Genomic DNA, 21,213 nt, shown 5'->3' with positions numbered 1-21,213 from the left:
TTTTCTACCTATTATCCGAATTCAGCGTCACGACCCGCGTTGCTGTTTTGGCGATGAAATCCTGGTCATGCTCGACAAACAGCATCGTGGGCTGATACGCAAGAATGCTGGCCGTCAATTGGTCCTGGTTGAGGAGATCCAAGTAATTCACCGGTTCGTCCCAGATCAGCAAATTGGCCGGGGTTGCCAGTGACTTGGCCAACTCCACTTTTTTCTGCTGGCCCATCGACAACTGTTCGATCGGCGTGGCAAATGCGTTGCGCTCAAGGCCAAGTTTCCGCAAATTGTTCAAAAACGCTTCGAGATCGAGTTGGCGGCTGGCGGCAAAATCCTTCAGTAGCCCACGGTTATCCGGATAAAGCTGACGGACCTGGCTAATGGTCACCGACGACTTGATCACGACCGTCCCCTGCACCTCGCCGTCAAACTGCCCCAAAAGCGCCGCCAAGAGCGAGGACTTGCCGCTCCCATTTGGCCCGATGATTGCCAAGCGCTCCCCCCGATGCAGCTCAAAACTCACGGGCGCAAAAAGGGGCTTCCCATCATAGGCCAGCGTAAGCTCAGCCACGGCCAGATAGACCTCGTGATGATCCGGCTGCGTCGCGATCGTCAACGGCGCGACTTCTTCGATATTTTGCAACAGGTGCGACTTCTCATCGATTGCCTTATCCATGCGCTGTTCCAGGTTCTTGCGTTTTTGCATCACCCGCGCCGCCCGCGCCCCGATGAAGCCTGTGTCCCCGATCGCCCCACTGCCGCGTTTATGCGGATCGCCGTATTTATCTTTTTCGCGAGTCGCCGCCCAGCGCCCTTTTTTCGCCGCTGTTTCGCGGAGGCGCCCGATGTCCTTTTTCAGCTTCGCATTTTCAGCTAATTCGGCGGCGTCCTGCTGCTTCTTGGCCGCCTCGTAAACACTGTAATTGCCCTGCGTCAGCGAGATCTTGCGCTTGTCGATGGCCAGCGTGTGATCGCACACCGCATCGAGAAAATGGCGGTCGTGGCTGATCACGATGAAGCCCTGCTTCAACTTCAGGTAAGCCGCCACCTTGGCCCGGCTCGCCGCATCCAGGTGGTTGGTCGGCTCATCGATCAAGGCAAAGTGCGTCGTGTCGGTAAAAAGAAGCGCCAGGCGTACCTTGGTCTGCTCCCCACCGGACAGCGAGGCGTACGGCCGCCACAAGACATCGAGGTCGACCGCCAGCAAATTGAGCTCCCGTTCCAGTTGCCACTGCTCAGCCTCAGTGATTGCCTGCATCGCATACAGCGTCAGCTGACTTTCATCCTCGATCGGCTGGGGAAAATAGTTCAGTGGGACCGGCACCGTCAGCCGTCCCTGATAAGGCAGCTGACCTTGCAGCAATTTCAAAAGCGTGGTCTTCCCCCGCCCATTGCGGCCCACCAGCCCCAACCGCCAAGAGGTATCCAGGTCAAAATTCGCATCGTCAAACAGCAGGTCCCCCTGGCCATCATAGCCAAAGGTCAAATGCGAAAGTGAGATCGTCGTCATCTGCATCATCCTTTCCTGCAAAGAAGGTGCACGCGATCTTTTCCCAAAGGCAGTGTGCGGCAAACGCGCCGAGCCAAGTTAGTCGTTCCACCATCCCGCGGGCCACCGCACCCCACAAAAAAAGGCGCGGCTGCCCGCACCAGTTGCGGAAGCCATTGACGTCGCCATTGGAAAAAAGTCGAGATTGCGCCAATTCTTTGCGCGACTCTGTGACTTTTCTGCAATGGGCTTACTTCAATGGCTTCCACTCCGTTTCGTTGATGTTGAGTTGACTATATCAGCTTTTATCGCCAACGACAAGACCTAGACGACAAGGGCGCGGGCTGGAACCCGACTACAAGACCTGAGCAATCGGCACGGCGCCGTTTGCAAGCTTGATCGTCTCGCGATGGCAGTCGGATTCGACCGCTCGCGCCAGCACCGAGGCGACATCCTGGCGCGTGATGGTGGCACTGCCGGACGGCTCGATCGTGATCATGCCGGTCGCCTCGTCATTGGTCAACGCGGCGGGCTGGACGATCACGTAATCCAGCTGGGTCCGTGTTTTCAGCCACTCATCCGCGTAAAATTTGGCGATGTAGTAGTCATGAAGACCGGCCGGCCAGTTCGCGCGCGACTCGGCATTCAGCGTGCTGAGTTGGATGAACCGTGTCACGCCAGCTTGTTCGGCGGCCAGCTGCGTTTTCACTGCCCCGTCGAGATCCACGGAAAGCAGTGCCTTGCCCTGTGAGCCTGCCGCAAAGATCACCGCATCATGGCCAGCCAAGGCGGTAGCCAATTCAGCAACTGGAGCCGTTAAATCAAAATGGACCGCAGCGAATGCCTGACTTCCAGCCTCAGGGGCCTGGTGCGCCGGATCGCGATAGCCGCCAGTGACTTGATAATCATTGTCGAGCAGCGTTTCCACCAGCAACCGTCCCACTTGGCCGCTTGCCCCAACCACAAAGATCTTCATGCGTCTGCCTCCTCATTACCTACTTTTGGTAAGTCCATCATACCGCCTTTCCCGCGCAAATACCATTTTCAGCTGCGAACCAACGCCCAATTTCAGGAGTGGCCGGTTCGCGAATTATCGTTTGACAATAATCGCGTATTGTTTTACGATAATCACGGAGGTAGGAAAAATGGAAGCAAAGGCAATGATTCATGGTGTCACCCGGTTCGCCTTGAGTTTTTTGCATGTCATGTGTCGCATCGGTCAGCTCGCAAGTGTCATCGCTGGCATCTTGATCGTCGTGACGGCCACCCAAGGCCATGTGTTATGGGAACACATGACCCTGTATGGGAAAAACATCGACCAACTCGTGCAAAATGCCGGCGTGGCCGGAATCGAAACCGGAAATGGGCTGAATGGCGCAGATAGCGACATGGCGTCGGCGTTGTTAGTCTTGGTCGTGATTGCGGCCGTCTATGCGTTGATCTTGATATTGATTGGCCTACAAGCCTTCATCAAGCTGATCAAGAACGTCAAAGCCGGGCATTTTTTTGTGGCCGACAATGTGCACCAGCTGCGGCGGCTCGTGTGGATCGAAGGGTTTGACCTGGTGGGTGGCTGGGTCTTCAGTTTGCTGGCCGCGGGGGTCACGCAACACTACGATCTTTCACTTGATCTGGAGCCGTTGGTGCAACTCGCGGTGACGTTCGTGATCTATATTTTGATGAAATACGGTGTCGCCTTGCAACAGGACGCCGATGCAATGATCTAAGGAGGTAGGCCAATGATCGAAGTCGATCTCGATAAACTCATGCTGGCACGCGGCATGCTAGGCACAGATCTGGCCGCCGCCATCGATATCACCCCGGCCAACCTGTCGATCTTAAAGACGGGAAAGGCAAAAGGCGTCCGCTTCAATACACTGGCGGCGCTTTGCCAGGCCCTAGACTGCCAGCCCGGGGACATCCTGCGCTACGTCCCAGACCAAGAACGGAAGTAAACAAAAGGGCTTGACCAGAACCGCATCACGCGAACTTTGGTCAAGCCCTTTTTGGGTCTAAAATTTTTGATGTTGATTGTGACAACGCCCGAATTTTTAGTCACAACTTTCTGCAGATCTTCGCCAGCACCCTAACGTTCGGGCACCGGCCCAGCAATCACTGATCAGAACTTAAACAGATCTGTGGACAGGTAGCGTTCCCCATTATCCGGCGCAACGGTGACGACCGTGTGCCCCGCACCGAGTTTCTTGGCAAGCTCGATGGCGCCGAAGATGTTTGCGCCAGCGGAAATACCCGGCAGGAAGCCTTCTTCACGGCTGACCTGTTGCGCCATCTGAATCGCCTGATCAGAGGTGACCTCAACGATACCGTTATACAGATTCGTATCCAGGACCTCCGGAATGAAGCCCGCGGAAATGCCTTGAATCTTATGCTTACCGCCGTGGCCTTCCTTGAGCATCGGGGACTCAGCCGCCTCAAGCGCATAGATCTGAACGTCCTTGTCCGCCTTGCGAAGCGCGCGCCCAACCCCGGTCAAAGTCCCACCAGTGCCGACCCCCGCGACAAAGGCATCCGGCGCCTTGCCGCCCAACGCCTTGAGAATCTCCTGCCCGGTCGTGTGCGCATGCACATCGGGGTTCGCAGGATTGGCAAACTGCATTGGCAGAAAATAACCATTCTCCTTGGCCAGCGTTTCCGCCTTCTTGATCGCGCCAGGCATCCCCTCGGCGCCAGGCGTCAAGATCAACTCGGTGCCATAGCCCTGAATGATCGCGCGGCGCTCGACACTCATGGTCTCTGGCATCGTGATGATCAAATGATACCCCTTGGCGGCGGCGACCAGCGACAGCCCGATGCCCGTGTTGCCAGACGTCGGCTCAATGATCGTCCCACCCGGCTGCAACTGGCCGCTTTGCTCAGCGGCTTCAATCATCGCCAGGCCGATTCGGTCCTTGACCGAACCACCCGGGTTGAAGAACTCGAGCTTGACCAAAACATCCGCGGCCCCTTCCGGCACGACGCGGTTCAATTTCAATAATGGGGTGTTGCCGATCAGTTCAGTGATTGAATTTGCGATCATGATAAAAACTCCTTTCAGTGTTCCGTCATGGCGACTGGTTCTTGGACCCGTGTCAGCCAATTGGCGAAAAACAGACGCTGGGTGTCCGCCCATGAAAACTCTGGGCCGCACATCGCAGCAGGGTCAGCAAAATAATTTTCCGGCTTGCGGTAAGTCCGCTCGGGATGCGCCGCGACTTCGCGTTCGTATTCCTGCATCAACCCTAACCGGCCGTATTCCAGATGCGCAAACAAAAATGTCTGACGCCGCGCCGCGTTTTCGACTAGGAATAACTCGTCGTTCACCGTGGTGGCGGCAACGGTAAGATCCGGGTCGCGCGCGATCTGTGCTTGGTTCATTTCCGCATAGCGGGCATGAGGGGCTGTAAAGCCGTCTCGCAGACCTGTCAACAACGGTGTTTGCATGCGAATCTTCTGTGGATACACGCCGAATAATTTGTGAGGCAAAATATCTTTGCGAATTTTATAAAAATAGTCAAGGGCTGCCATGGCGCCCCAACACAAGTAGAGCTGGGTCACATGGTGCTGGTCCAACGTCGCCAGCAACGCCCGGAGCTCCTCGATGTAAGTCACATCATCGAAGGCGATGGTCTCAATGGGCGCACCGGTGATGATGAAGCCATCCATGTCGGCGGCAAGCGCCAGATCCAGGGGCTGCAAGATCGCACTCACTGCCTCTGGTACGGGCCGGTCTTGATAATGTTGCGTTGGGTAATAAAAGTGTAACTCAACGGGCAACCCGCTAGCCGTCAGGGCATTGCGGAGCCGCTGGTTCGTCGCCAGCTTATCATGCATCACGTTCAAAATCCCGATCTTTAGTGCACGCATCGACCATCCTCCTTTCCAGTTAATAGTTATATTCTAATAAAAAGTAAGCTGACTGGCAAGCGTTCACACGTTTTATCACCAGCTTTTCATCTTTGCGTTCAGCAAAATTGGTCCAGGTGTTGCGGGCGCTCCCGCCAGCTCGCCCCTGCACAAAAAAACCGGCCCAAGCGCGGTCGGTTTCAGAGTCAGTTCCTATTCAAACACCATCTGGTTGTGATACAGCTCGGCATAAAAGCCGTTTTCCTTGAGTAGCGCATCGTGGCTGCCCTCTTCGATGATGGTACCGTCCTTCAACACAATGATCTTGTCAGCGTTCAAGATCGTCTTAAGGCGGTGCGCGATGACAAAACTCGTGCGGCCGGCGATCACATTGTCCATCGCGGCCTGTATCTTAGCTTCGGTCACCGTGTCGACATTTGAGGTGGCCTCATCGAGAATGAGCAACTGTGGATCCGTCAAGATCGTGCGGGCGATCGACATCAACTGTTTTTGCCCGGCGGAAAAGACGCTTTGCTCATCCGACACCGTGGTCTCGTACCCTTCCGGCAGACTTTCAATGAACTCATGGATGTTTGCCTGCTTGGCCGCGTCGATCACGCGCGCCATGGAAGCCTCCGGGTCGCCATAGCGAATGTTATCGGCGATCGTGCCGGTGAAAAGCTGCGGATCCTGCAACACGATCCCCACATGCGCCCGCAGCGCCGTCAGGTCAAACTCACGGACATCCGTGCCATCAAACAAGATCGCGCCCGAATCGACATCATAGAAGCGATTCAGCAGGTTCATCACCGTGGTTTTTCCCGACCCCGTTGGCCCAACCAGCGCCACCATCTCACCTTTTGCCACCTGCAAGGAGACCCCGTGCAGAATCTCTTTGCCCGGCAAATAACTGAAGTGGACATCGTCGAGCACTAAATCATGATCGATACCAGTGAGGTCTTTTCCGTTCACCGGTCGCGTCTCATCCGGTTGGCTTCGCACCTCATCGATGCGCCGCGCCCCGGTGATTGCTAACTGAATCATGCCATACAAACTGGTCAGCGAAATGATCGGCTGGTAATACTGCGAGGCGTAATTGACGAACACCACGACCAGCGCCAGCGCCGCGCCTTGCGACATTGTGCCGCTCAGCGCGAGCCACGAGCCGACGAAAATGACGATCGCCAAATTGAGCAGCGACATCCCCTGCATCAACGGGTTCAAGATACCGGACCAGATCTGCCCACTCAAGGCGGACTTACGCACCGTTTCGTTGTACCCCTGGAATCCGCGGACGGAATCCTGTTGCAGACCGTTTGTGATAATCACCTTTTGGCCCGTGATCTGCTCGTTGATGTACCCGTTCAACCGCCCGATATCATCCTGCTGGCGATCGACGGTGGTGCCGGCTTTTTTCATCACGAAGGCCGCCACGATCAGCGCGATCGGCGTCGACGCCATCGTGACCCAGGCCAGGGTCGTATTTTCACGAAACATCATGATCAAGATGCCGACGAATTGGGCCACGGCCAAAAAGACTTCCAGCAGCGCTTGATTCATCGCGTTGAAAATATTGTCCAGGTCAGACGTATACCGCGCCAAAATATCCCCATCTGAGTGGCGGTCAAAATACTGCACGCGCATCCGCTGCATCTTGCGGAAAAGGCCAATGCGCATCGTGCCCGTCGCAAACGCGGAGATTCGGGCGAAGATCAGGCTGGCGATGAAGATCGTGCTCGCGTCCCCAACGTACAGCAAAATATAAATGATCAAGGTCCGGTGAAACGCGTCAAAGTTAGCCGTGGCCCGCGTCGCTGGATTTCCCCACAGCTGCAAGTAACTGGTCAATTCCTTGACCGCCTCACCAAGATAGGTCGGGGCGACGACAATGCACCAAGTGGAAAAGGCGATCATCAAGGAGGCCACGAGAAAGCCCAGCCGATATTTCTTGAAGTAATGGGCATAATAGCGCCCGGCATTTTTCAAGTCCTTCATCAGATGCCCTCCTCTCGTGCCTTTTGGGTGGCATAGATCTCTTGATAGACAGGATTGTTGCGGACCAGCTCATGATGTGTCCCCACGCCGACCAGCGCGCCATCGTCCAGCACTAAGATCTCATCGGCGCGCAGAATCGAGCTGATTTTTTCGGCGATACACACCACCGTGGTCGAGGTGAGCTCACGGTCCAGCGCTTCCTGCACCAATTTTTCAGAGCGCGCATCCAGCGCCGAGGTGGCATCGTCCAGAATCAGAATCTCAGGATCAGCAATGACCCCGCGCGTGATCGACAGGCGCTGCTTTTGCCCGCCGGAAAAATTCGCAGAGCGCTCTTCGACTGGCGCGTCATAAGCGTCTGGCAGAAGATCGATGAACTCCGCCGCCTGCGCAATGCCGGCCGCCCACTGCATCCGCGGTAAGGTCGCACTCGGCTGGACCTGTTTCAGATTCCCAGCAATGGTGCCGGAAAACAGGGTCGAGCGTTGAAGCACATAGGCGACGGTATTGCGGATCGTTTTTTCCGGTAGGTCGCGCACATCCACCCCACCGATGCGGACCGTCCCCGTATCCGGATCATACAGCCGGGCAATCAGCTGGGCCAGCGTCGTCTTGCCCGAACCCGTTGCGCCAACGATGCCGACCATTTGCCCAGCCTTCACGGAGAAACTGACATCCTTGAGCGTTGGGGCGGCGTCGCCTGGATACGTGAAGGTGACATGGTCGAAAGTGATGTCACCCGGCAGATCGGCCACCTCGCCCGTCGTCGGATAAGCCATGCTCGGCTGGGTGTCAAACACCTCACGCAACCGCCCCAAAGAGACCAGCGCGCGGGACGCAAATGTCAGCATGAAGCCCCCGTTGATCACGGCAAACAAGATCTGATTGAGATAGGAGATAAAACTGGTGATTGCCGCCAAATAAGTCGGATGGACGGTGATACTTTGGCCGACCAAGAAGACCGAAACGCCGATCGCGAGATTTGCCGTCATGAAAAAGGCCGGCATCAACACGGCAAACAGATAGCCGATGCGCGCGGTCACGTCGGTCAACCGGTCAGAGGCCGCCGAGAACTTCTTGATCTCGGTTGGCTCCTGGACAAACGATTTCACCACGCGAATACCCATCAAGTTTTCGCGAGCCAGTGTGTTGACCTTCTCGATGTCCATCTGGGTCTGGGCAAAATACTTCCCCATTCGCCGAAACGCGACCAGGGACACCCCGATGATGATCACCATCATCGCAATGATCACCCACCACTGCTCCGGCATCGTCGTCAACGCCAGTGCAAAGGCGCCGAGAAAAAGCAGCGGAATGCGCGTCACCTGCTGGAAAAAGGCCATGACGATCTGCTGGACCTGGTTGATGTCATTGGTCATCCGAACGACAAGGTTGGAGGCAGAGAATTTTTCAATGTCCGCATACGCCAGCGTCTGGACCTTGGCATAAAGATCGGCGCGCAGATCTGTGGCCACACCCAATGCGACCCGCGCCGAATAAACGGTATTCAAAATACCGGCCACAATGCCCACCGCGGCAAGGACCAATAGCCAAATGCCGTTGACCAGCACCGCATGCTTGTCATTCTTCAAGATTGCTTCCATGACCACCTGCAGCAAGCGCGGCTGCCAAAGTGTCGCAAACACCAGCACCAATACGCTGAGTGTCGCAAACACACCGTCCTTGCGGTAGCGCTTTAGATACGGGACCAAGACCTTCATCACGTGCCTCCTTCAAATCGATTCAGTCCTTCCATGTTATATGAAACAATTAATATGAGCAAGTGTTTTGGAAAAGGGTGCGGAGGCTCGCGGGATGGTGGAACAGCTAGGTCGGCTCAGGTGCTTGGTGGCGCTCCTTGCCACCGAGTGCCTAAGACGCCTAGATGTTTCCACCATGCGAGCCGGAGCCCAACTGCAAAGGATGCAAAGCCGAGCACTGAGGGGTGGCAGGCCCGCTTTTCAAATATTCTTGTTGACACCCCCGCCCCAAGGCCGTATAGTTTCGTTGTCGGTTAGTTACTCATGCAACTAACCAAACAACTAACCGAATAACCAACTCACACGAAAGGATGGTGGCACGCGTGCACTTTGATGCAGAGAGTCTCACGCCGCTTTATCAACAGATCGCCGATGCGTTTGCGGACGGAATCTTGAGCGGCGCGTTTGCGGAAGAGACACAGATTCCCTCCACGACCCAGGTTGCGCGGGAATATCAACTGAATCCCGCAACGGTGTTAAAGGGGATGAATATCTTGGTCGATAATGGGTTGATTGAAAAACGGCGCGGCCTCGGGATGTTCGTCACCCCTGGCGCCCAGGCGCAACTGGTGCGGCAAAGCAAAGATCTTTTTTACAGCGAGCAAGTGACAGCGCTGGTGACCCAGGCCCGCGCGCTACACATCAGCAAAACGGAATTATTAACGGCGATCGAAAAGGGGTATGCAAAATGACTGAGTTGAAAGTGACAAACGTGGCCAAGCATTTTGGCCGCAAAAATGTGTTGAACGGCATCAATGTGACCTTCACGGATGGCCAAATCTATGGATTGCTCGGCCGCAACGGCGTCGGGAAAAGCACCCTGCTTCGCCTGATCAATAACCGGCTGCTGGCTGACCGCGGCCAGATCACCCTGGACGGCGCCTCCGTCGTTGATAATGAAGCGGCGCAGAATCGCATTTTTCTCATGAGCGCCGAGATGCTTTATCCAGCCGAGCAAAAAGTCAGCTGGGTCTTCAAGATTACCAAGCAATTGTATGGCGGCTTTGACGATGCCCTGGCCGCGCATCTCGTCTCTGTTTTCCATGTCGACACGACCAGCCGGCTGTCGCGCCTCTCGACCGGGTACAAAACGCTGGTGAAACTGATTGTGGCGCTTTGCGTACCATGCGATTTCGTCTTGTTGGATGAACCAGTGCTCGGCCTCGACGCCCCCAACCGCCACCTTTTTTACCAGGAATTGATGGCCACCTTCACTGACCGGCCGCGTACTTTCGTCATTGCCACCCACTTAATAGAAGAAATCAGCCAACTGGTCAACCAGGTCGTGGTGATCGAGCGCGGGGTCGTGACGCTTGACCAGGACGCCGACGAATTGCGCCAGCGCGGGAAAATGATCACCGGCCCCGCCGCCACGGTCCGCGACTGGCTCGCAGATGTGAAAGTGTTGCGCACTACCGCGTTGGGCGGCATGCTGGCGGCCTACACCTTGGACGCCCCACTTGAAAAACCGCTGCCGGCTGGCGTCACCATGGAGGCAATGAATCTCCAGCAACTGTTCATCGAACTGACCAGAGAGGAGGAAGGTTCTCATGAGAGTTAAGGTGCTGGTCAAATACAACTTACATACCCTGTTGCCGACCACTCTGGCCCTCCTGCTGGTCGTCCTAGTGTTCAGTTGGCTCACCGCCCACGTCATGCATTTCAATAGTACCGAGACGCTTACCTATTTTGTCTGGGGGCTGGTCTTCGCCTATCCCTTTGTGCTGGGCATGGCCAATCCCGACTTCGCGTTTCAAAATAGCATGATCAGGCCACAGCTGCGCAAGGCCGCGCTCATCACTTTGCTGGTGATTGCGGCATGCGGGGCACTGACACAACTATTTATTGCGCCGCTTCAAAATTGGCTTCTCACGGGAACGGCAACAAACCCCGTTGCCACTCAAGGCGCCTCAGTCTTTCGCCTCACAGCAAGCATGCCACTGACGAGCCAGGTGCTCATGAACTGGCTTCTCGATCTGGCGCTTGGGACCTTTGGCTACATCTGCGGCCTGCTGTCGCTGGGCCAAAATAAACGGCGGACGGCCCTCCTGATCTTCCTCGTCTGGACTGGCGGCGCGGCGCTGCTCGTACTTTTGGCCATCCTGCTTCGCCAGTTGCCGCAGTTTTCCCCATTGGTCGCTGCGATCGGCAATTTTGCCGCGATGAATCTGGGCAAATTGATTCTGGCCGCGCTGAGCTGCCTCGTGATGATTGCCTGGTTGGCAGCCATTGTGCGCCGCGTGCAAACGGCGCCAGTTAATGGAAAGAAGGGCCTCGCATGAAGCTAAAAACGCTGATCCGTGTGCAGCTCCAAACGCTCCTGCCTGGCGCGCTGATCTACTGGGGCGCCATCCTGGTCCTCACAGCCGGGCTCAACCTCCTCCTGACCAAGATGGGTGGTGCCGTTTCCGGCGGTACTCTGATCAGTCTTAACGTTGTGTATTTGCTGATCATCTGCCGCCATGTGAATGGCTGGGCTGATTTTGGCTTTCAAAATGGCATCAGTCGCCGCAACATGTGGCGCGCCACCCTGCTGACCTGGTTGCCGCAGACCATTCTGCTCGTGGCCGGCCAATCTATATGGAACCTCGTGATGAGCTTACAAGCTGGCTCGGGTTTTGCACATGGCTGGTGGCAGTCGATGATGCTGATCGAGCTCGGCTACAAAGGGACCTTGAACGCGCCTGCCGTTTTAGCCACCATTATCTTCGAAATGCTCTTGCTGGGCGTCTTTTTCCAGCTCGGCCAGCTGATCGCGCTTGGCACCCGCGCCAATCTGGCCGCCAGCGTCGGGGTGGTTGTTGCCTTGGTCCTTGCCATCGCGGTGCTCATCAACCGCACCACCGCCTTTTGGGCAAATAATGACAACGCGCTGGCCCTATTCGTCCGCCGCTTGACGAATGGCGGCACAGCAAGCACGCCATGGCTTGCCGTCCTGGCACTGCTGATTTTGGACGCGCTGTTCGCGGCTGGCGCGGGCCTCATTTACCGGCGCTTGCGCGTTCGCTGATCACTCCCATCGATTTGCCAACGAAAATAGGTCCTGAACCGCCCTCATTGTGAGAATCGTCCAGGACCTGTTTTTGTGCACCGACCAAAACTAGATCAGATAAAATTGTCGCAAATCTTTCAACTCGCCGCCGGTCAGCTGCAACGCCTGATGCAGGTATTGCGCCATCGAGCCGTAATGCGAGTCGATCGTTGCCAGCGCGGTATCCAGATACTCGGGCTTGGCCACCCACAGATCCGTCAGCCCTTGCAACATATTGGCGTTCGCCCCGCCCGCTTTGGCCTTATCGAGCACCGCCTGTAGCGCGCCGCCCACATAATCATTGGTCGTCAGATAATCCGCGCGAATGGTCGCCTCATCCACACCCAAAGCCGACAGCAAAAATACCGCCGCCATCCCCGTTCGATCCTTGCCGGCTGAGCAATGAAACAGCACCGACTGGCCACTATTTTCATTGGCCAACAGCACGTCGAAAAATGCGCGGTAGGCTTTTTGCGACGTTGGATTGACGATCATATCACCGTACGTGCGAATCATATTGTTGTGACCGCCCAGCGCATCCAGCGAAAACGCCTGTTGCTCTTCCGCCCAGGACTTGCTGACCTTGGTCTCATCATGTGGAAAAACGGGGTCAAAATGATAGACGGTTCCCTCTGGCACACGATCCGGCGCCATCTTTTTTTCATCTGGCGAACGGAAATCGACGTCATCACGCACGCCATATTCCGCCAAATAACTCAGGTCGCGGTCGGACAGATCCGACAACTTGCCCGCCCGCACCAACTTATGCGCGCGCAGGGTCTTGCCGTCTTGCGTGTGATAGCCGCCGAGGTCACGGAAATTGTAGCCATGATGAATATTCAAAAGGTTGACTGTCAAAAAGATCACCATCATTTCTATAGAATGCTGATTCCATTGTAGCCTAGACGCCGCAACTCCGCCAGTGGCCGCTTTCTGAAAAGTTCACAGAAAGTTCACAATTAGAGCGCATTCTAGATTATTGGTTATTTACAACATGGAAGGATGACGAGGATGGACGAGGAACAACGACAAAACAGCCCGTGGCGGCGCAACTTAACGATATTATGGGGGTGCACCTTCGTGGCAGGCATCGCGTTTTCAGAGATCACCCCGTTCATGTCCCTATATGTTGGGCAACTCGGCGATTTCACCAAGGCCGAAGTCAGCTTTTACTCGGGCATCGTCTATGCGGCGACTTTCTTCGTCACCGCGATCGTCTCACCGATGTGGGGCGCGCTGGCCGATCGCAAAGGCCGCAAGATCATGCTGATCCGCGCGTCGATGGGGATGGCCGCCGCCATGTTTTTGATGGGCCTGGTCACCAACATCTGGGAGTTGATCGCCTTGCGTGCCCTGCAAGGCGTCTTTTCCGGGTTCATCTCAAATGCCCAGGCGCTGATCGCGTCGCAAACACCGCGCGAACACGCTGGCAAAGCCCTTGGCACCCTGGTCACCGGCTCGACGTCAGGCATGTTGATGGGGCCGATCTTAGGCGGCATCCTCGCACAATTTTTCTCGATTCGCGACACCTTTTTCATCACCGCCGCCTTACTTTTCATCGCCGGCATCCTGTCAGCCACGCTGGTCAAAGAGCAATTCGTCCCTGTCCCACCGCGGCCAAAAGACGCAGGTGGCAACGCGCTACAGCGGCTGCTCGGCCAATTCGCCAATCCGAAGTTGATTATCATCTTGTTGATCTCGACCATGATCGTGCAGCTCGGGAACACGTCGATCTCACCGATCATCAGTCTGTATGTCAAAGAGTTGATGCATAATGCCGGGCCGGTTGCCCTGATTGCCGGCATCATCGCGGCCTTACCCGGAATCTCCAACATTCTCACGGCGCCGCGGCTCGGGGCGTATGGCGATAAACATGGTTCAGGCAAAATTCGCGTCGCCGGCTATCTCTTTGCCGTCCTTGTCTATCTCCCACAGGGCTTTGTCACCAGCGTCGTTGCGCTTGGCGTGCTGCGCTTGTTCGTCGGGATCTCCGATGGCGCGCTGTTTCCAACCATTCAGACCCTGCTGACGAAAAACTCGCCGGCAAGCGCCACCAGTGCGATTTTTTCATGGAATCAGAGCTTCCAGGCCCTCGGCAACATGTTCGGCTCCCTGCTCGGCGGCACCTTAGCCGGCCTCTTCGACTACAACGTTGTATTCATCTCGACTGCGATGCTCCTCCTGCTCAACTTTATCTTCATCTGGTTCGCCGCACCACAACTACGAAAATAGGGTGTGGAGGTGCGCGGGATGGTGGGGCAGCTAGCTTGGCTCGGGTGCTTGGTGGCGCACTTAGCCACCGAGCGCACGAGACAGTTAGATGTCCCCACCATGCGCACCGGAACCCAACTGGAGAAGGGTGTGGCGCCGAGCGTTCCCGCCCAACAAAAAAACGACGTGCCAGCAAAAACTCGGCACGTCGTTTTTGAATCCAATATGTTCTTGTCAGACCCTACTTCAGCTTCGCACGACTTGCCTGCAAGCCCGCAAACCGCTGCGGGGACAGCTTGCCCAAGTCAACCAGCTTCTTTTCGATCTGGTCCAACACCGCATTGCGGTCAGCGGTGTTGTTCATGAAGTCGAAGCGGTCACGATCGATGGTGATGATACTGGAGCGCGTGTACCCCTTCGCCCAGTCGCGGTACGCCTTATTCACGCGATGGTAATAATCGACCAGCTCTGGCTTTTCGCGAACGTCTTCCATTTCGCGGCCGCGGCTTTGGATCTCGTCGATTTCGTGCTCTGGGTCGATCTTCAGATAAATGGCCAGGTCAGGCAGGCCATTCCAGGGACTGCCGTTGACGTTGGACTGCATTTCCTGCGACAACGTGATGTAAATATTGAAGTCGATGTCATCGATCTCGCCATTTTGGTGAAGCTGCGACGCCATCACGTAATCTGATTCCAGGGAGGAATCCATGACCGCATTTTCCTGCACCAACGCCTTTTTCAGCTGCTGGTAGCGGAAGGTCAAAAACGCGATCTGCAAAATCGTACCGGTCGTCTTGCGACTATCCTGACCCGCGGCATAAAACTTTTGGAGCATGTTGGCGATCATGCCGTTGCCTTCAACGTCTTCATAATACGCCGGTGCCTGCAGGTCTTCTGACAGGACTTTAGTCAGCGACGTTTTGCCGGCGCCGATACTGCCTAAAATATAGATCATTGTTTTCCCTCTTCGCTCAGTGAATAGATTTCAGCCCCATGCGCTTGCGGCCAGCATTGAACCACGGGCTGACGGTGAATGCCAGAATGTCATTGATGACATAAATACTGGAATTGATCGCCATGCCAAGGCTTGCGTCGCCTTGTGCATACGTGATGCCCCAAAGAATCAGCTGGGCGATGCCGGACGCGAGCCACCAGAAATATTGGTTGTTGTAGCGCAAGAAGCAAACGATGCCGCCAGTCAGCGAGATCGCAAAAGCCATCCCATCGTAAACCGGACGAGGGTCGCTGGTCAAGGTACCGATCAAAAAGGCGGACAGCGCCCAGACGATCAACGTGAAGCTGATCGAAAGCACCCACTGCTTGGCCGCAAAGGTGCGCAGATGATTGTGCGTGTCATCGTTCCAGCTGCGAACCGAGATCAAAACAGGCAGATCCAGTGTGATGACGTACGCGAGCTGCTCAAAGATCGACAGATAATTGCGGGCAGTGAAACCGACGAAAACAAAGCACGCGGCCGACACCAGCCCCAGCCAGCCATTCACGGCCTTGGTGGCATTGATTGCCAGCACACATAAAACGCCGAGCGTGGTGCCGATAAACGTGATCACCGAAACCGGCGTGAGCGGCGCGGCCACCAGCGTCATCAGCTGACAGCCAAACGCAAACCAAAAGAGATAGTAGTTCTGTTGCGGCCAGCCCTTCAATTGATTGGCTAACCAGGAAAAATAATTTTGTGAAGATTGCATGCAAACCGCTCCTAACTAATTTGCTGCCGAGGCAGCGACTAGAAGCTAGTATGCAACAAGCAAAATTGAAAATAAAGACTTGTATCCACTTGATATTGTGGTATGTAGATATCGACCACCACATCTAGTTGTAAAGCCCAACGAATCCCAGCGCACGAATCTGGCTACAACACTCAGTGAATCCCGGCAAACGCATCCGGTAAATTTGCCGCTTGTTTATCCTGTGAGGCAGCCGCAAGCTCCCGGGCCACCAGCTGCGCGGCCTGCGGATCTTCGTACATGGCGAGCTTGTAGTCGATCTCTTTGAGGTTTTCGGCAATGGCGCGCTGCTTGGCGGCCACCGCCTCCCGATGCTTTTGTAGCAAGGCCCGGCGCTTGGCAACTGTACTGGTGCCCGCCATCACATACTGAATATAGGTGCGGATATCGTCGATGCGCATCCCAGTGTTTTTCAGACAGATGATTGTGTGCAGCAAGGCCATGTCCCCGTCCGTGAAGGCGCGGTACCCACTGGCGTCGCGCGCGACAAACGGCAACAGCCCCGCCTTATCATAATAGCGAAGCGTATATTCACTGAGACCACAGCGCGCGGCGGCCGCTTTGATCGAATAAGGCAAACTTTTTTCCTCCTTGGGGTTGCCTTAGAGCACACTCTAAGGTCTATGCTGACCATCATAACAGACAAGGAGCACAATTCAATGACAGAGACGATATTAGTGACCGGCGCGACCGGCTTTTTGGCCAAGCACGTGATCGAGGCCCTTTTGAAAAATGAGTATGCGGTTCGCGGCACCTTGCGCGACCTCAGCAAGGCCGCAGCGGTTCAGGCGACGCTGGCCGCCAACCACATCCCCCATTTGGACCGCCTGAGCTTCGTCGCCCTCGACCTGACCCAGGACGCCGGCTGGGACGACGCCATGCGCGGCATCGATGCAGTGATGAGTGTGGCGGCGCCCGTCTTCGTGAATGGCGAAACGGCGACTAGCACCATGACCACAGCCGCAACGGACGGCACGCTGCGGCTTTTGAAGGCGGCGGATCGCGCAGACATTCGCCGAATGATCATGACGGCCAATCTCGGCGCCGTCGCCTTTTCGCAATTCGACCGCAGCCGCCCGACCACGGAGGTGGATTGGACCGACCCGGAACAGGTTAGCCTATCCGCCTATGAACGGTCGAAGCTGATCGCCGAGCAAGCCGCGTGGGATTTTGCCAAAACAAGTGGCGGCCGCCTGCAACTAACCACCATCAATCCCGGCGCGATGCTCGGCCCGAGCCTCGATGATCACGTGTCGGGCAGCTTCGGCATCGTCGCCAACCTCTTCGACACGCCGCTGATTCCAAATGTGCCGATGCACCTGGTGGACGTCCGCGACGTCGCCGACCTGCATGTCAAAGCGCTGCAAAATGACGCCGCGATCGGCGCGCGGTTCATCGCTGTAACCGACGCGGCGATCACGATGCCACAAATGGCGGCCGTCATTCGCGAGAACCGGCCGACACTGGCCAAGCGTCTCTCGAAACGGACCCTGCCCGGCTGGCTGATTCGCGCGGCCGGCCACTTCAACCAACAGGCCAAGCAAGGTGCGCTGTTCCTGCGCATCCAGCCCGAGATCGCCAACCAGCATGCGAAAACTGTGCTGAGTTGGCGGCCACGTAGCAACCAGGAAGCCATTTTGGCCGCGGTCGACTCACTGCAAAAGGCCGGCAAACTTTAACATGCATCGTCGAAAGCGGGCCACGACGCATCCCACAGAGTTGCGTCGTAGCCCGTTCTTGTCTATATGTCATGAAACGCATATACTAGCCCCGACAGAGAAAGAGGGGCTTTCGATGAACTTTGGGTTGCTTGGGTTGACGTTTCTATCGGTCAACTTGGATTTCTTTTTCATCTTGCTGTTTTTGCTGAAGCGCTATTCCCTCAGGCAGGTGCTACTCGGCTACTTGCTTGGCGTGTGGCTACTCTTGACGCTGAGTTTTGGCATCGGCAAGGCACTGGCCGCGTTTCTACCGGAATGGGCGCTTGGCGTGCTCGGCGTGCTGCCACTTTGGCTGGCCTTTCGAAAAGACGATGATGCCGCCCCTACCGCAACCGCTGGCGGGCTATGGAACGTGATGACCACCTATCTGTCCGTCTGTGCCGGCTGCAACCTCGCCATTTTCCTACCCGTGTTGGCGGGGCAAAGCTGGTCGCATTTTCTCATCGCAATGATTTTTCTCGGCGGGCTGACGCTGCTGGTCACCTTGCTGGTCCGCGCGATTGGCCGGATTCCCGCGGTGACGCGCGTCATGACTGCACACGGCGAGCGACTGATGCGCATCTGCTATGTCGCAGTCGGCCTGTGGGTGTTTTGGGACAGCGGGTTGGTCACGCACCTACTCGCGCTGTTTTTGTGAAAGGAGACGAACCATGTCTGAAGTGAACGAAGCCCTGATCGGCGAAGCGGCGCGCATTTTTCACGTGCTGAGCAATCCCGGCCGCATCCGCCTGCTGTATGCCTTGGAAAAAACAGCGTGTGATGTCTCCACATTGGTGACCACCTTGCACCTGGATCAACCGGTCGTCTCCCACCAGCTGGCCCTGCTGTTTGATTATCAGCTGGTCGCGCGGCGCAAAGTCGGGCTGCATGTCTACTACACCCTGTCCGACCCCCATATCATCGAGATCATGGACGCGATGCTGGGCCACGTTGAACACGAGATCACAGGGGCGCCGCATCCTGCCAGTCTGCAAGAAACGCATGACTGAATCTTTCGCTTTTCATTTTTTGCCAGGCGTGCTAGACTAGCGGCAAGTTAAAAAAACAAAGCCAGAAGAAAGACCAGTAACCAAGTCCCCTGCGACAAAGTGACTCGCGATCAGTGGAAACGCGAGACGCAGCCTTGGTGAATAACCCTTTTGCCAGGCGCTGCCCCAAATGACTCGGTCAAAGTAGGCGCAGCCGCATGCGGCCCGTTACGCTGCAAGCACATGAACACGTGTGTTGAGGTGGTCTGCAGATGCAGGCAAGATGGGTGGTACCGCGAAAAAAGTCTTTCGTCCCGTAATAATTTGGGGCGAAAGACTTTTTTTGTCTCATCAAGGAGAAAAACCATGCATTTGATCAAACCCACTGCCTATGACCCCCATTTGTCGGTGCGCGAAACACAGGAAGCGATTCGCTACATCCGTGAGACGTTCCAGGACGAATTCGGCAAAGAAATGAATCTGTCGCGCCTGTCCGCGCCGATGTTCGTCGAACGGGCAACTGGCCTCAACGACAACTTGAATGGCGTCGAGACGCCGGTGTCTTTTCAGATGGCCGACCTGCCCGACCAGACCATCGAGATCGTCCATTCGCTGGCCAAGTGGAAACGTGTGGCGCTGAGTCGCTACGGCTTTGGCCTGCACGAAGGCCTGTACACGAACATGAACGCCATTCGCAAGGACGAAGACCTCGACAACTTCCATTCGATCTACGTCGACCAGTGGGACTGGGAAAAAGTGATCGCCAAAGCCGAGCGAACCCGCGAAACGCTGGAAAATACGGTGCGCACGATCTTCAAGGTGATCAAGCACATGGAAGATGAAGTCTGGTACAAGTACCCGACCGCTGTGCACCATTTGCCGCACGACATCCACTTCGTCACCACCCAGGAGCTGGAAGACCGTTGGCCGGAAAAAACACCGAAGCAGCGCGAAGATGCGATCTGTCAGGAATTCGGATGCGTCTTTCTCGAACAGATCGGCGGTTTGATGAAGTCCGGCAAACGCCACGATGGCCGCGCCCCCGATTACGACGACTGGACATTGAATGGTGACATCCTGTTTTGGTATGAACCACTCAACTGCAGCCTTGAGATCTCCAGCATGGGCGTGCGCGTGGATGAAGCCGCCCTGCGCCGGCAGCTGAAGGAAGCCGACGCGGAAGACCGCCTCACATTGCCGTATCACCGCTCACTTTTGGCCGGCGACTTGCCCTACACCATTGGCGGCGGTATCGGTCAATCGCGGCTGTGCATGTTGCTGCTGGGCAAGGCCCATGTCGGCGAAGTCCAAGCCAGTGTTTGGCCGCAAGCGATGCGCGACGAATGCGCGGCCGCCGGAATTCATCTGCTGTAGGTGCTAGTCTAGCTTGTTGGGCTTTGGTCCGCATGATGGGGACATTTAAGCGTCTCATGCATTCGATGGCTCATGCGCCATACGCGCATGAGCCGACCTAGCCGCCCCACCATAAACGCGGACCCCCGCGCCCTGACAAAGAAAATATCGCCAGCCTTTTGCGAGGACTGGCGATATTTTTAGTTACGATAATGGCGACCCATGATATCCAAACTGGCGGCGCGGCCATCCAGATCAGCGATCTCCGGCAGATGGGCCCAGCGCGCAAACCCATTTTTCGTGAATAAGCCCAGGCTCGGCGCGTTGTGGCTGAAAATATAAGCGAGCAACGTGTCGACATTCAGCGCTGGTAGCTGACCGGCAACATAATCGAGTGCCTGCTGGCCAAGGCCTTGATGTCGATACGCCGCATCGATATAGATGCTGATCTCGCAGGTGCGTTGATAGGCTGGCCGGCCATAAAAGGATTCAAGCCCCACCCAGCCGGCGATGGTCTCGCCATCCTTCATTAGCCACAGCGGCCGCGTTGCCGGGTCAAAGGCGGCAAACCAAGCCTCACGGGACGCCACAGTGACTGGCGTTAGGTCGGCTGTCGCGAGGCGACTGGGGATGATCTCGTTATAGATCTCAATGACGCGCGCAAGATCGGCGTGGGTCGCAAGGGTGAATGTGATGGACATGGGTGACCTCCTCAGGCATTATTAACTTGAGTGTAGGAGTTATCATGTCGGGTTTCAATGAAAAACATAGTGGGCGATGCTGTATTTGGATTGGGTTACATTAACCCGCACGTCATGGTTTAGACCCGCCCGTTGCCACCGCGAAGCTGATACCACTGATCACCGTAAATGATTCCCATAACGCTCACTTCCTTTCAGGTAAGAACACAGATTTGAGAGACAACGATGACGTATTATTTGTTAGTGTGTATTATAGTGGCTGTTCAAAAACGTGTAGCATTTGATACTAGTGATTTTAGGTCATTACTGTCATATAATAAATGCATACGAAATTCCGGTTTTCAGACATTTCCCGTGCATTTACGAAATTCACTCGGAGGTTTTATCCATGGTTTATCG

General features: G+C 55.8%; 22 protein-coding genes. 11 read left to right on the top strand and 11 right to left on the bottom strand.

Annotation, left to right across the window (positions count from 1 at the left end):
* Window positions 1–4: 4 nt before the first annotated feature.
* Both abc-f and EKM95_RS04705 read right to left on the bottom strand, forming a co-directional pair.
* Complete coding sequence (gene abc-f, locus EKM95_RS04710; RefSeq protein ID WP_125696694.1) at window positions 5–1,507, bottom strand: ribosomal protection-like ABC-F family protein; 1,503 nt, start codon at window positions 1,505–1,507, stop codon at window positions 5–7.
* A gap of 334 nt (window positions 1,508–1,841) precedes the next feature.
* Entirely contained in the window at window positions 1,842–2,462 is a 621-nt protein-coding gene (locus EKM95_RS04705; RefSeq protein WP_125696693.1) for an SDR family oxidoreductase, read from the bottom strand.
* 169 nt (window positions 2,463–2,631) lie between these two features.
* On the opposite strand from EKM95_RS04705, the gene EKM95_RS04700 reads away from it, so the two are divergent.
* Window positions 2,632–3,213, top strand: a complete 582-nt coding sequence (locus tag EKM95_RS04700; RefSeq protein ID WP_164510088.1) for a DUF2975 domain-containing protein — start codon at window positions 2,632–2,634, stop codon at window positions 3,211–3,213.
* Window positions 3,214–3,225: 12 nt separating this feature from the next.
* Entirely contained in the window at window positions 3,226–3,441 is a 216-nt protein-coding gene (locus tag EKM95_RS04695; protein ID WP_125696691.1) for a helix-turn-helix domain-containing protein, read from the top strand.
* 164 nt (window positions 3,442–3,605) lie between these two features.
* On the opposite strand, the gene cysK is transcribed toward EKM95_RS04695, so the two are convergent.
* The 4 genes from cysK to EKM95_RS04675 form a co-directional block, all read right to left on the bottom strand.
* Window positions 3,606–4,523: a cysteine synthase A gene (gene cysK / locus EKM95_RS04690; RefSeq protein WP_125696690.1), complete on the bottom strand. Its 918-nt coding sequence runs from the start codon at window positions 4,521–4,523 to the stop codon at window positions 3,606–3,608.
* 14 nt (window positions 4,524–4,537) lie between these two features.
* On the bottom strand, window positions 4,538–5,350 hold the full coding sequence (locus tag EKM95_RS04685) for a homoserine O-acetyltransferase/O-succinyltransferase family protein (RefSeq protein WP_125696689.1): 813 nt from the start codon (window positions 5,348–5,350) through the stop codon (window positions 4,538–4,540).
* 192 nt (window positions 5,351–5,542) lie between these two features.
* Window positions 5,543–7,324, bottom strand: a complete 1,782-nt coding sequence (locus EKM95_RS04680) for an ABC transporter ATP-binding protein (protein ID WP_125696688.1) — start codon at window positions 7,322–7,324, stop codon at window positions 5,543–5,545.
* Entirely contained in the window at window positions 7,324–9,045 is a 1,722-nt protein-coding gene (locus tag EKM95_RS04675) for an ABC transporter ATP-binding protein (RefSeq protein ID WP_125696687.1), read from the bottom strand. Before EKM95_RS04675 ends, EKM95_RS04680 begins: the two co-directional genes overlap by 1 nt.
* A 362-nt stretch (window positions 9,046–9,407) precedes the next feature.
* Between EKM95_RS04675 and EKM95_RS04670 the strand changes: the two genes are divergently transcribed.
* From EKM95_RS04670 to EKM95_RS04655, 4 genes are read left to right on the top strand one after another with little or no spacing between them, the layout of a single operon-like run.
* Window positions 9,408–9,776, top strand: a complete 369-nt coding sequence (locus EKM95_RS04670; RefSeq protein WP_379897215.1) for a GntR family transcriptional regulator — start codon at window positions 9,408–9,410, stop codon at window positions 9,774–9,776.
* Window positions 9,773–10,645, top strand: a complete 873-nt coding sequence (locus EKM95_RS04665; RefSeq protein ID WP_125696685.1) for an ATP-binding cassette domain-containing protein — start codon at window positions 9,773–9,775, stop codon at window positions 10,643–10,645. Before EKM95_RS04670 ends, EKM95_RS04665 begins: the two co-directional genes overlap by 4 nt.
* Window positions 10,635–11,366, top strand: coding sequence for a hypothetical protein (locus EKM95_RS04660; RefSeq protein ID WP_125696684.1), 732 nt, complete (start codon window positions 10,635–10,637; stop codon window positions 11,364–11,366). The genes EKM95_RS04665 and EKM95_RS04660 overlap by 11 nt, the downstream gene beginning before the upstream one ends.
* Window positions 11,363–12,094 carry a hypothetical protein gene (locus tag EKM95_RS04655; RefSeq protein WP_125696683.1) on the top strand — a complete coding sequence of 244 codons (732 nt, stop codon included), beginning with the start codon at window positions 11,363–11,365 and terminating at the stop codon, window positions 12,092–12,094. Before EKM95_RS04660 ends, EKM95_RS04655 begins: the two co-directional genes overlap by 4 nt.
* A gap of 90 nt (window positions 12,095–12,184) precedes the next feature.
* Here the strand turns inward: EKM95_RS04655 and EKM95_RS04650 are convergent, their stop codons facing one another.
* Window positions 12,185–12,973, bottom strand: a complete 789-nt coding sequence (locus tag EKM95_RS04650) for a tyrosine-protein phosphatase (protein ID WP_125696682.1) — start codon at window positions 12,971–12,973, stop codon at window positions 12,185–12,187.
* Window positions 12,974–13,126: 153 nt separating this feature from the next.
* Between EKM95_RS04650 and EKM95_RS04645 the strand changes: the two genes are divergently transcribed.
* Entirely contained in the window at window positions 13,127–14,347 is a 1,221-nt protein-coding gene (locus tag EKM95_RS04645) for an MFS transporter (protein ID WP_125696681.1), read from the top strand.
* A 220-nt stretch (window positions 14,348–14,567) separates the two neighbouring features.
* Here EKM95_RS04645 and EKM95_RS04640 read toward each other — a convergent pair whose 3' ends face one another.
* The 3 genes from EKM95_RS04640 to EKM95_RS04630 all read right to left on the bottom strand — a co-directional run bounded on the left by EKM95_RS04640 (window position 14,568) and on the right by EKM95_RS04630 (window position 16,649).
* Entirely contained in the window at window positions 14,568–15,281 is a 714-nt protein-coding gene (locus EKM95_RS04640) for a deoxynucleoside kinase (RefSeq protein WP_125696680.1), read from the bottom strand.
* Window positions 15,282–15,297: 16 nt separating this feature from the next.
* Window positions 15,298–16,032: a nicotinamide riboside transporter PnuC gene (gene pnuC, locus EKM95_RS04635; RefSeq protein ID WP_125696679.1), complete on the bottom strand. Its 735-nt coding sequence runs from the start codon at window positions 16,030–16,032 to the stop codon at window positions 15,298–15,300.
* Between the two features lie 173 nt (window positions 16,033–16,205).
* Entirely contained in the window at window positions 16,206–16,649 is a 444-nt protein-coding gene (locus EKM95_RS04630; RefSeq protein ID WP_125696678.1) for a MerR family transcriptional regulator, read from the bottom strand.
* An 81-nt stretch (window positions 16,650–16,730) separates the two neighbouring features.
* Here EKM95_RS04630 and EKM95_RS04625 point away from each other — a divergent pair, with 81 nt between their 5' ends.
* From EKM95_RS04625 to asnA, 4 genes are all read left to right on the top strand, one after another.
* Window positions 16,731–17,750 (top strand): NAD-dependent epimerase/dehydratase family protein, encoded by a 1,020-nt coding sequence (locus tag EKM95_RS04625; RefSeq protein WP_125696677.1) that lies wholly within the window; start codon window positions 16,731–16,733, stop codon window positions 17,748–17,750.
* A 115-nt stretch (window positions 17,751–17,865) separates the two neighbouring features.
* On the top strand, window positions 17,866–18,429 hold the full coding sequence (locus tag EKM95_RS04620) for a cadmium resistance transporter (protein WP_125696676.1): 564 nt from the start codon (window positions 17,866–17,868) through the stop codon (window positions 18,427–18,429).
* 13 nt (window positions 18,430–18,442) lie between these two features.
* Window positions 18,443–18,781: an ArsR/SmtB family transcription factor gene (locus tag EKM95_RS04615; RefSeq protein ID WP_125696675.1), complete on the top strand. Its 339-nt coding sequence runs from the start codon at window positions 18,443–18,445 to the stop codon at window positions 18,779–18,781.
* Window positions 18,782–19,126: 345 nt separating this feature from the next.
* Window positions 19,127–20,134 (top strand): aspartate--ammonia ligase, encoded by a 1,008-nt coding sequence (gene asnA / locus EKM95_RS04610; protein WP_125696674.1) that lies wholly within the window; start codon window positions 19,127–19,129, stop codon window positions 20,132–20,134.
* A 179-nt stretch (window positions 20,135–20,313) separates the two neighbouring features.
* On the opposite strand, the gene EKM95_RS04605 is transcribed toward asnA, so the two are convergent.
* On the bottom strand, window positions 20,314–20,814 hold the full coding sequence (locus EKM95_RS04605; RefSeq protein WP_125696673.1) for a GNAT family N-acetyltransferase: 501 nt from the start codon (window positions 20,812–20,814) through the stop codon (window positions 20,314–20,316).
* Window positions 20,815–21,213 lie beyond the last annotated feature (399 nt).

The sequence above is a fragment of the Lacticaseibacillus yichunensis genome (genome assembly GCF_003946405.1).
Taxonomy (GTDB): Bacteria; Bacillota; Bacilli; order Lactobacillales; family Lactobacillaceae; genus Lacticaseibacillus; species Lacticaseibacillus yichunensis.
This window is presented reverse-complemented; position numbering and strand designations above follow the sequence as displayed.

Coding starts and splice junctions, on each gene's coding strand:
- abc-f (WP_125696694.1), bottom strand. CDS start 1,507: ATGACGACGATCTCACTTTCGCATTTGACCTTTGGCTATGATGGCCAG.
- EKM95_RS04705 (WP_125696693.1), bottom strand. CDS start 2,462: ATGAAGATCTTTGTGGTTGGGGCAAGCGGCCAAGTGGGACGGTTGCTG.
- EKM95_RS04700 (WP_164510088.1), top strand. CDS start 2,632: ATGGAAGCAAAGGCAATGATTCATGGTGTCACCCGGTTCGCCTTGAGT.
- EKM95_RS04695 (WP_125696691.1), top strand. CDS start 3,226: ATGATCGAAGTCGATCTCGATAAACTCATGCTGGCACGCGGCATGCTA.
- cysK (WP_125696690.1), bottom strand. CDS start 4,523: ATGATCGCAAATTCAATCACTGAACTGATCGGCAACACCCCATTATTG.
- EKM95_RS04685 (WP_125696689.1), bottom strand. CDS start 5,350: ATGCGTGCACTAAAGATCGGGATTTTGAACGTGATGCATGATAAGCTG.
- EKM95_RS04680 (WP_125696688.1), bottom strand. CDS start 7,324: ATGAAGGACTTGAAAAATGCCGGGCGCTATTATGCCCATTACTTCAAG.
- EKM95_RS04675 (WP_125696687.1), bottom strand. CDS start 9,045: ATGAAGGTCTTGGTCCCGTATCTAAAGCGCTACCGCAAGGACGGTGTG.
- EKM95_RS04665 (WP_125696685.1), top strand. CDS start 9,773: ATGACTGAGTTGAAAGTGACAAACGTGGCCAAGCATTTTGGCCGCAAA.
- EKM95_RS04660 (WP_125696684.1), top strand. CDS start 10,635: ATGAGAGTTAAGGTGCTGGTCAAATACAACTTACATACCCTGTTGCCG.
- EKM95_RS04655 (WP_125696683.1), top strand. CDS start 11,363: ATGAAGCTAAAAACGCTGATCCGTGTGCAGCTCCAAACGCTCCTGCCT.
- EKM95_RS04645 (WP_125696681.1), top strand. CDS start 13,127: ATGGACGAGGAACAACGACAAAACAGCCCGTGGCGGCGCAACTTAACG.
- EKM95_RS04640 (WP_125696680.1), bottom strand. CDS start 15,281: ATGATCTATATTTTAGGCAGTATCGGCGCCGGCAAAACGTCGCTGACT.
- pnuC (WP_125696679.1), bottom strand. CDS start 16,032: ATGCAATCTTCACAAAATTATTTTTCCTGGTTAGCCAATCAATTGAAG.
- EKM95_RS04625 (WP_125696677.1), top strand. CDS start 16,731: ATGACAGAGACGATATTAGTGACCGGCGCGACCGGCTTTTTGGCCAAG.
- EKM95_RS04620 (WP_125696676.1), top strand. CDS start 17,866: ATGAACTTTGGGTTGCTTGGGTTGACGTTTCTATCGGTCAACTTGGAT.
- EKM95_RS04615 (WP_125696675.1), top strand. CDS start 18,443: ATGTCTGAAGTGAACGAAGCCCTGATCGGCGAAGCGGCGCGCATTTTT.
- asnA (WP_125696674.1), top strand. CDS start 19,127: ATGCATTTGATCAAACCCACTGCCTATGACCCCCATTTGTCGGTGCGC.
- EKM95_RS04605 (WP_125696673.1), bottom strand. CDS start 20,814: ATGTCCATCACATTCACCCTTGCGACCCACGCCGATCTTGCGCGCGTC.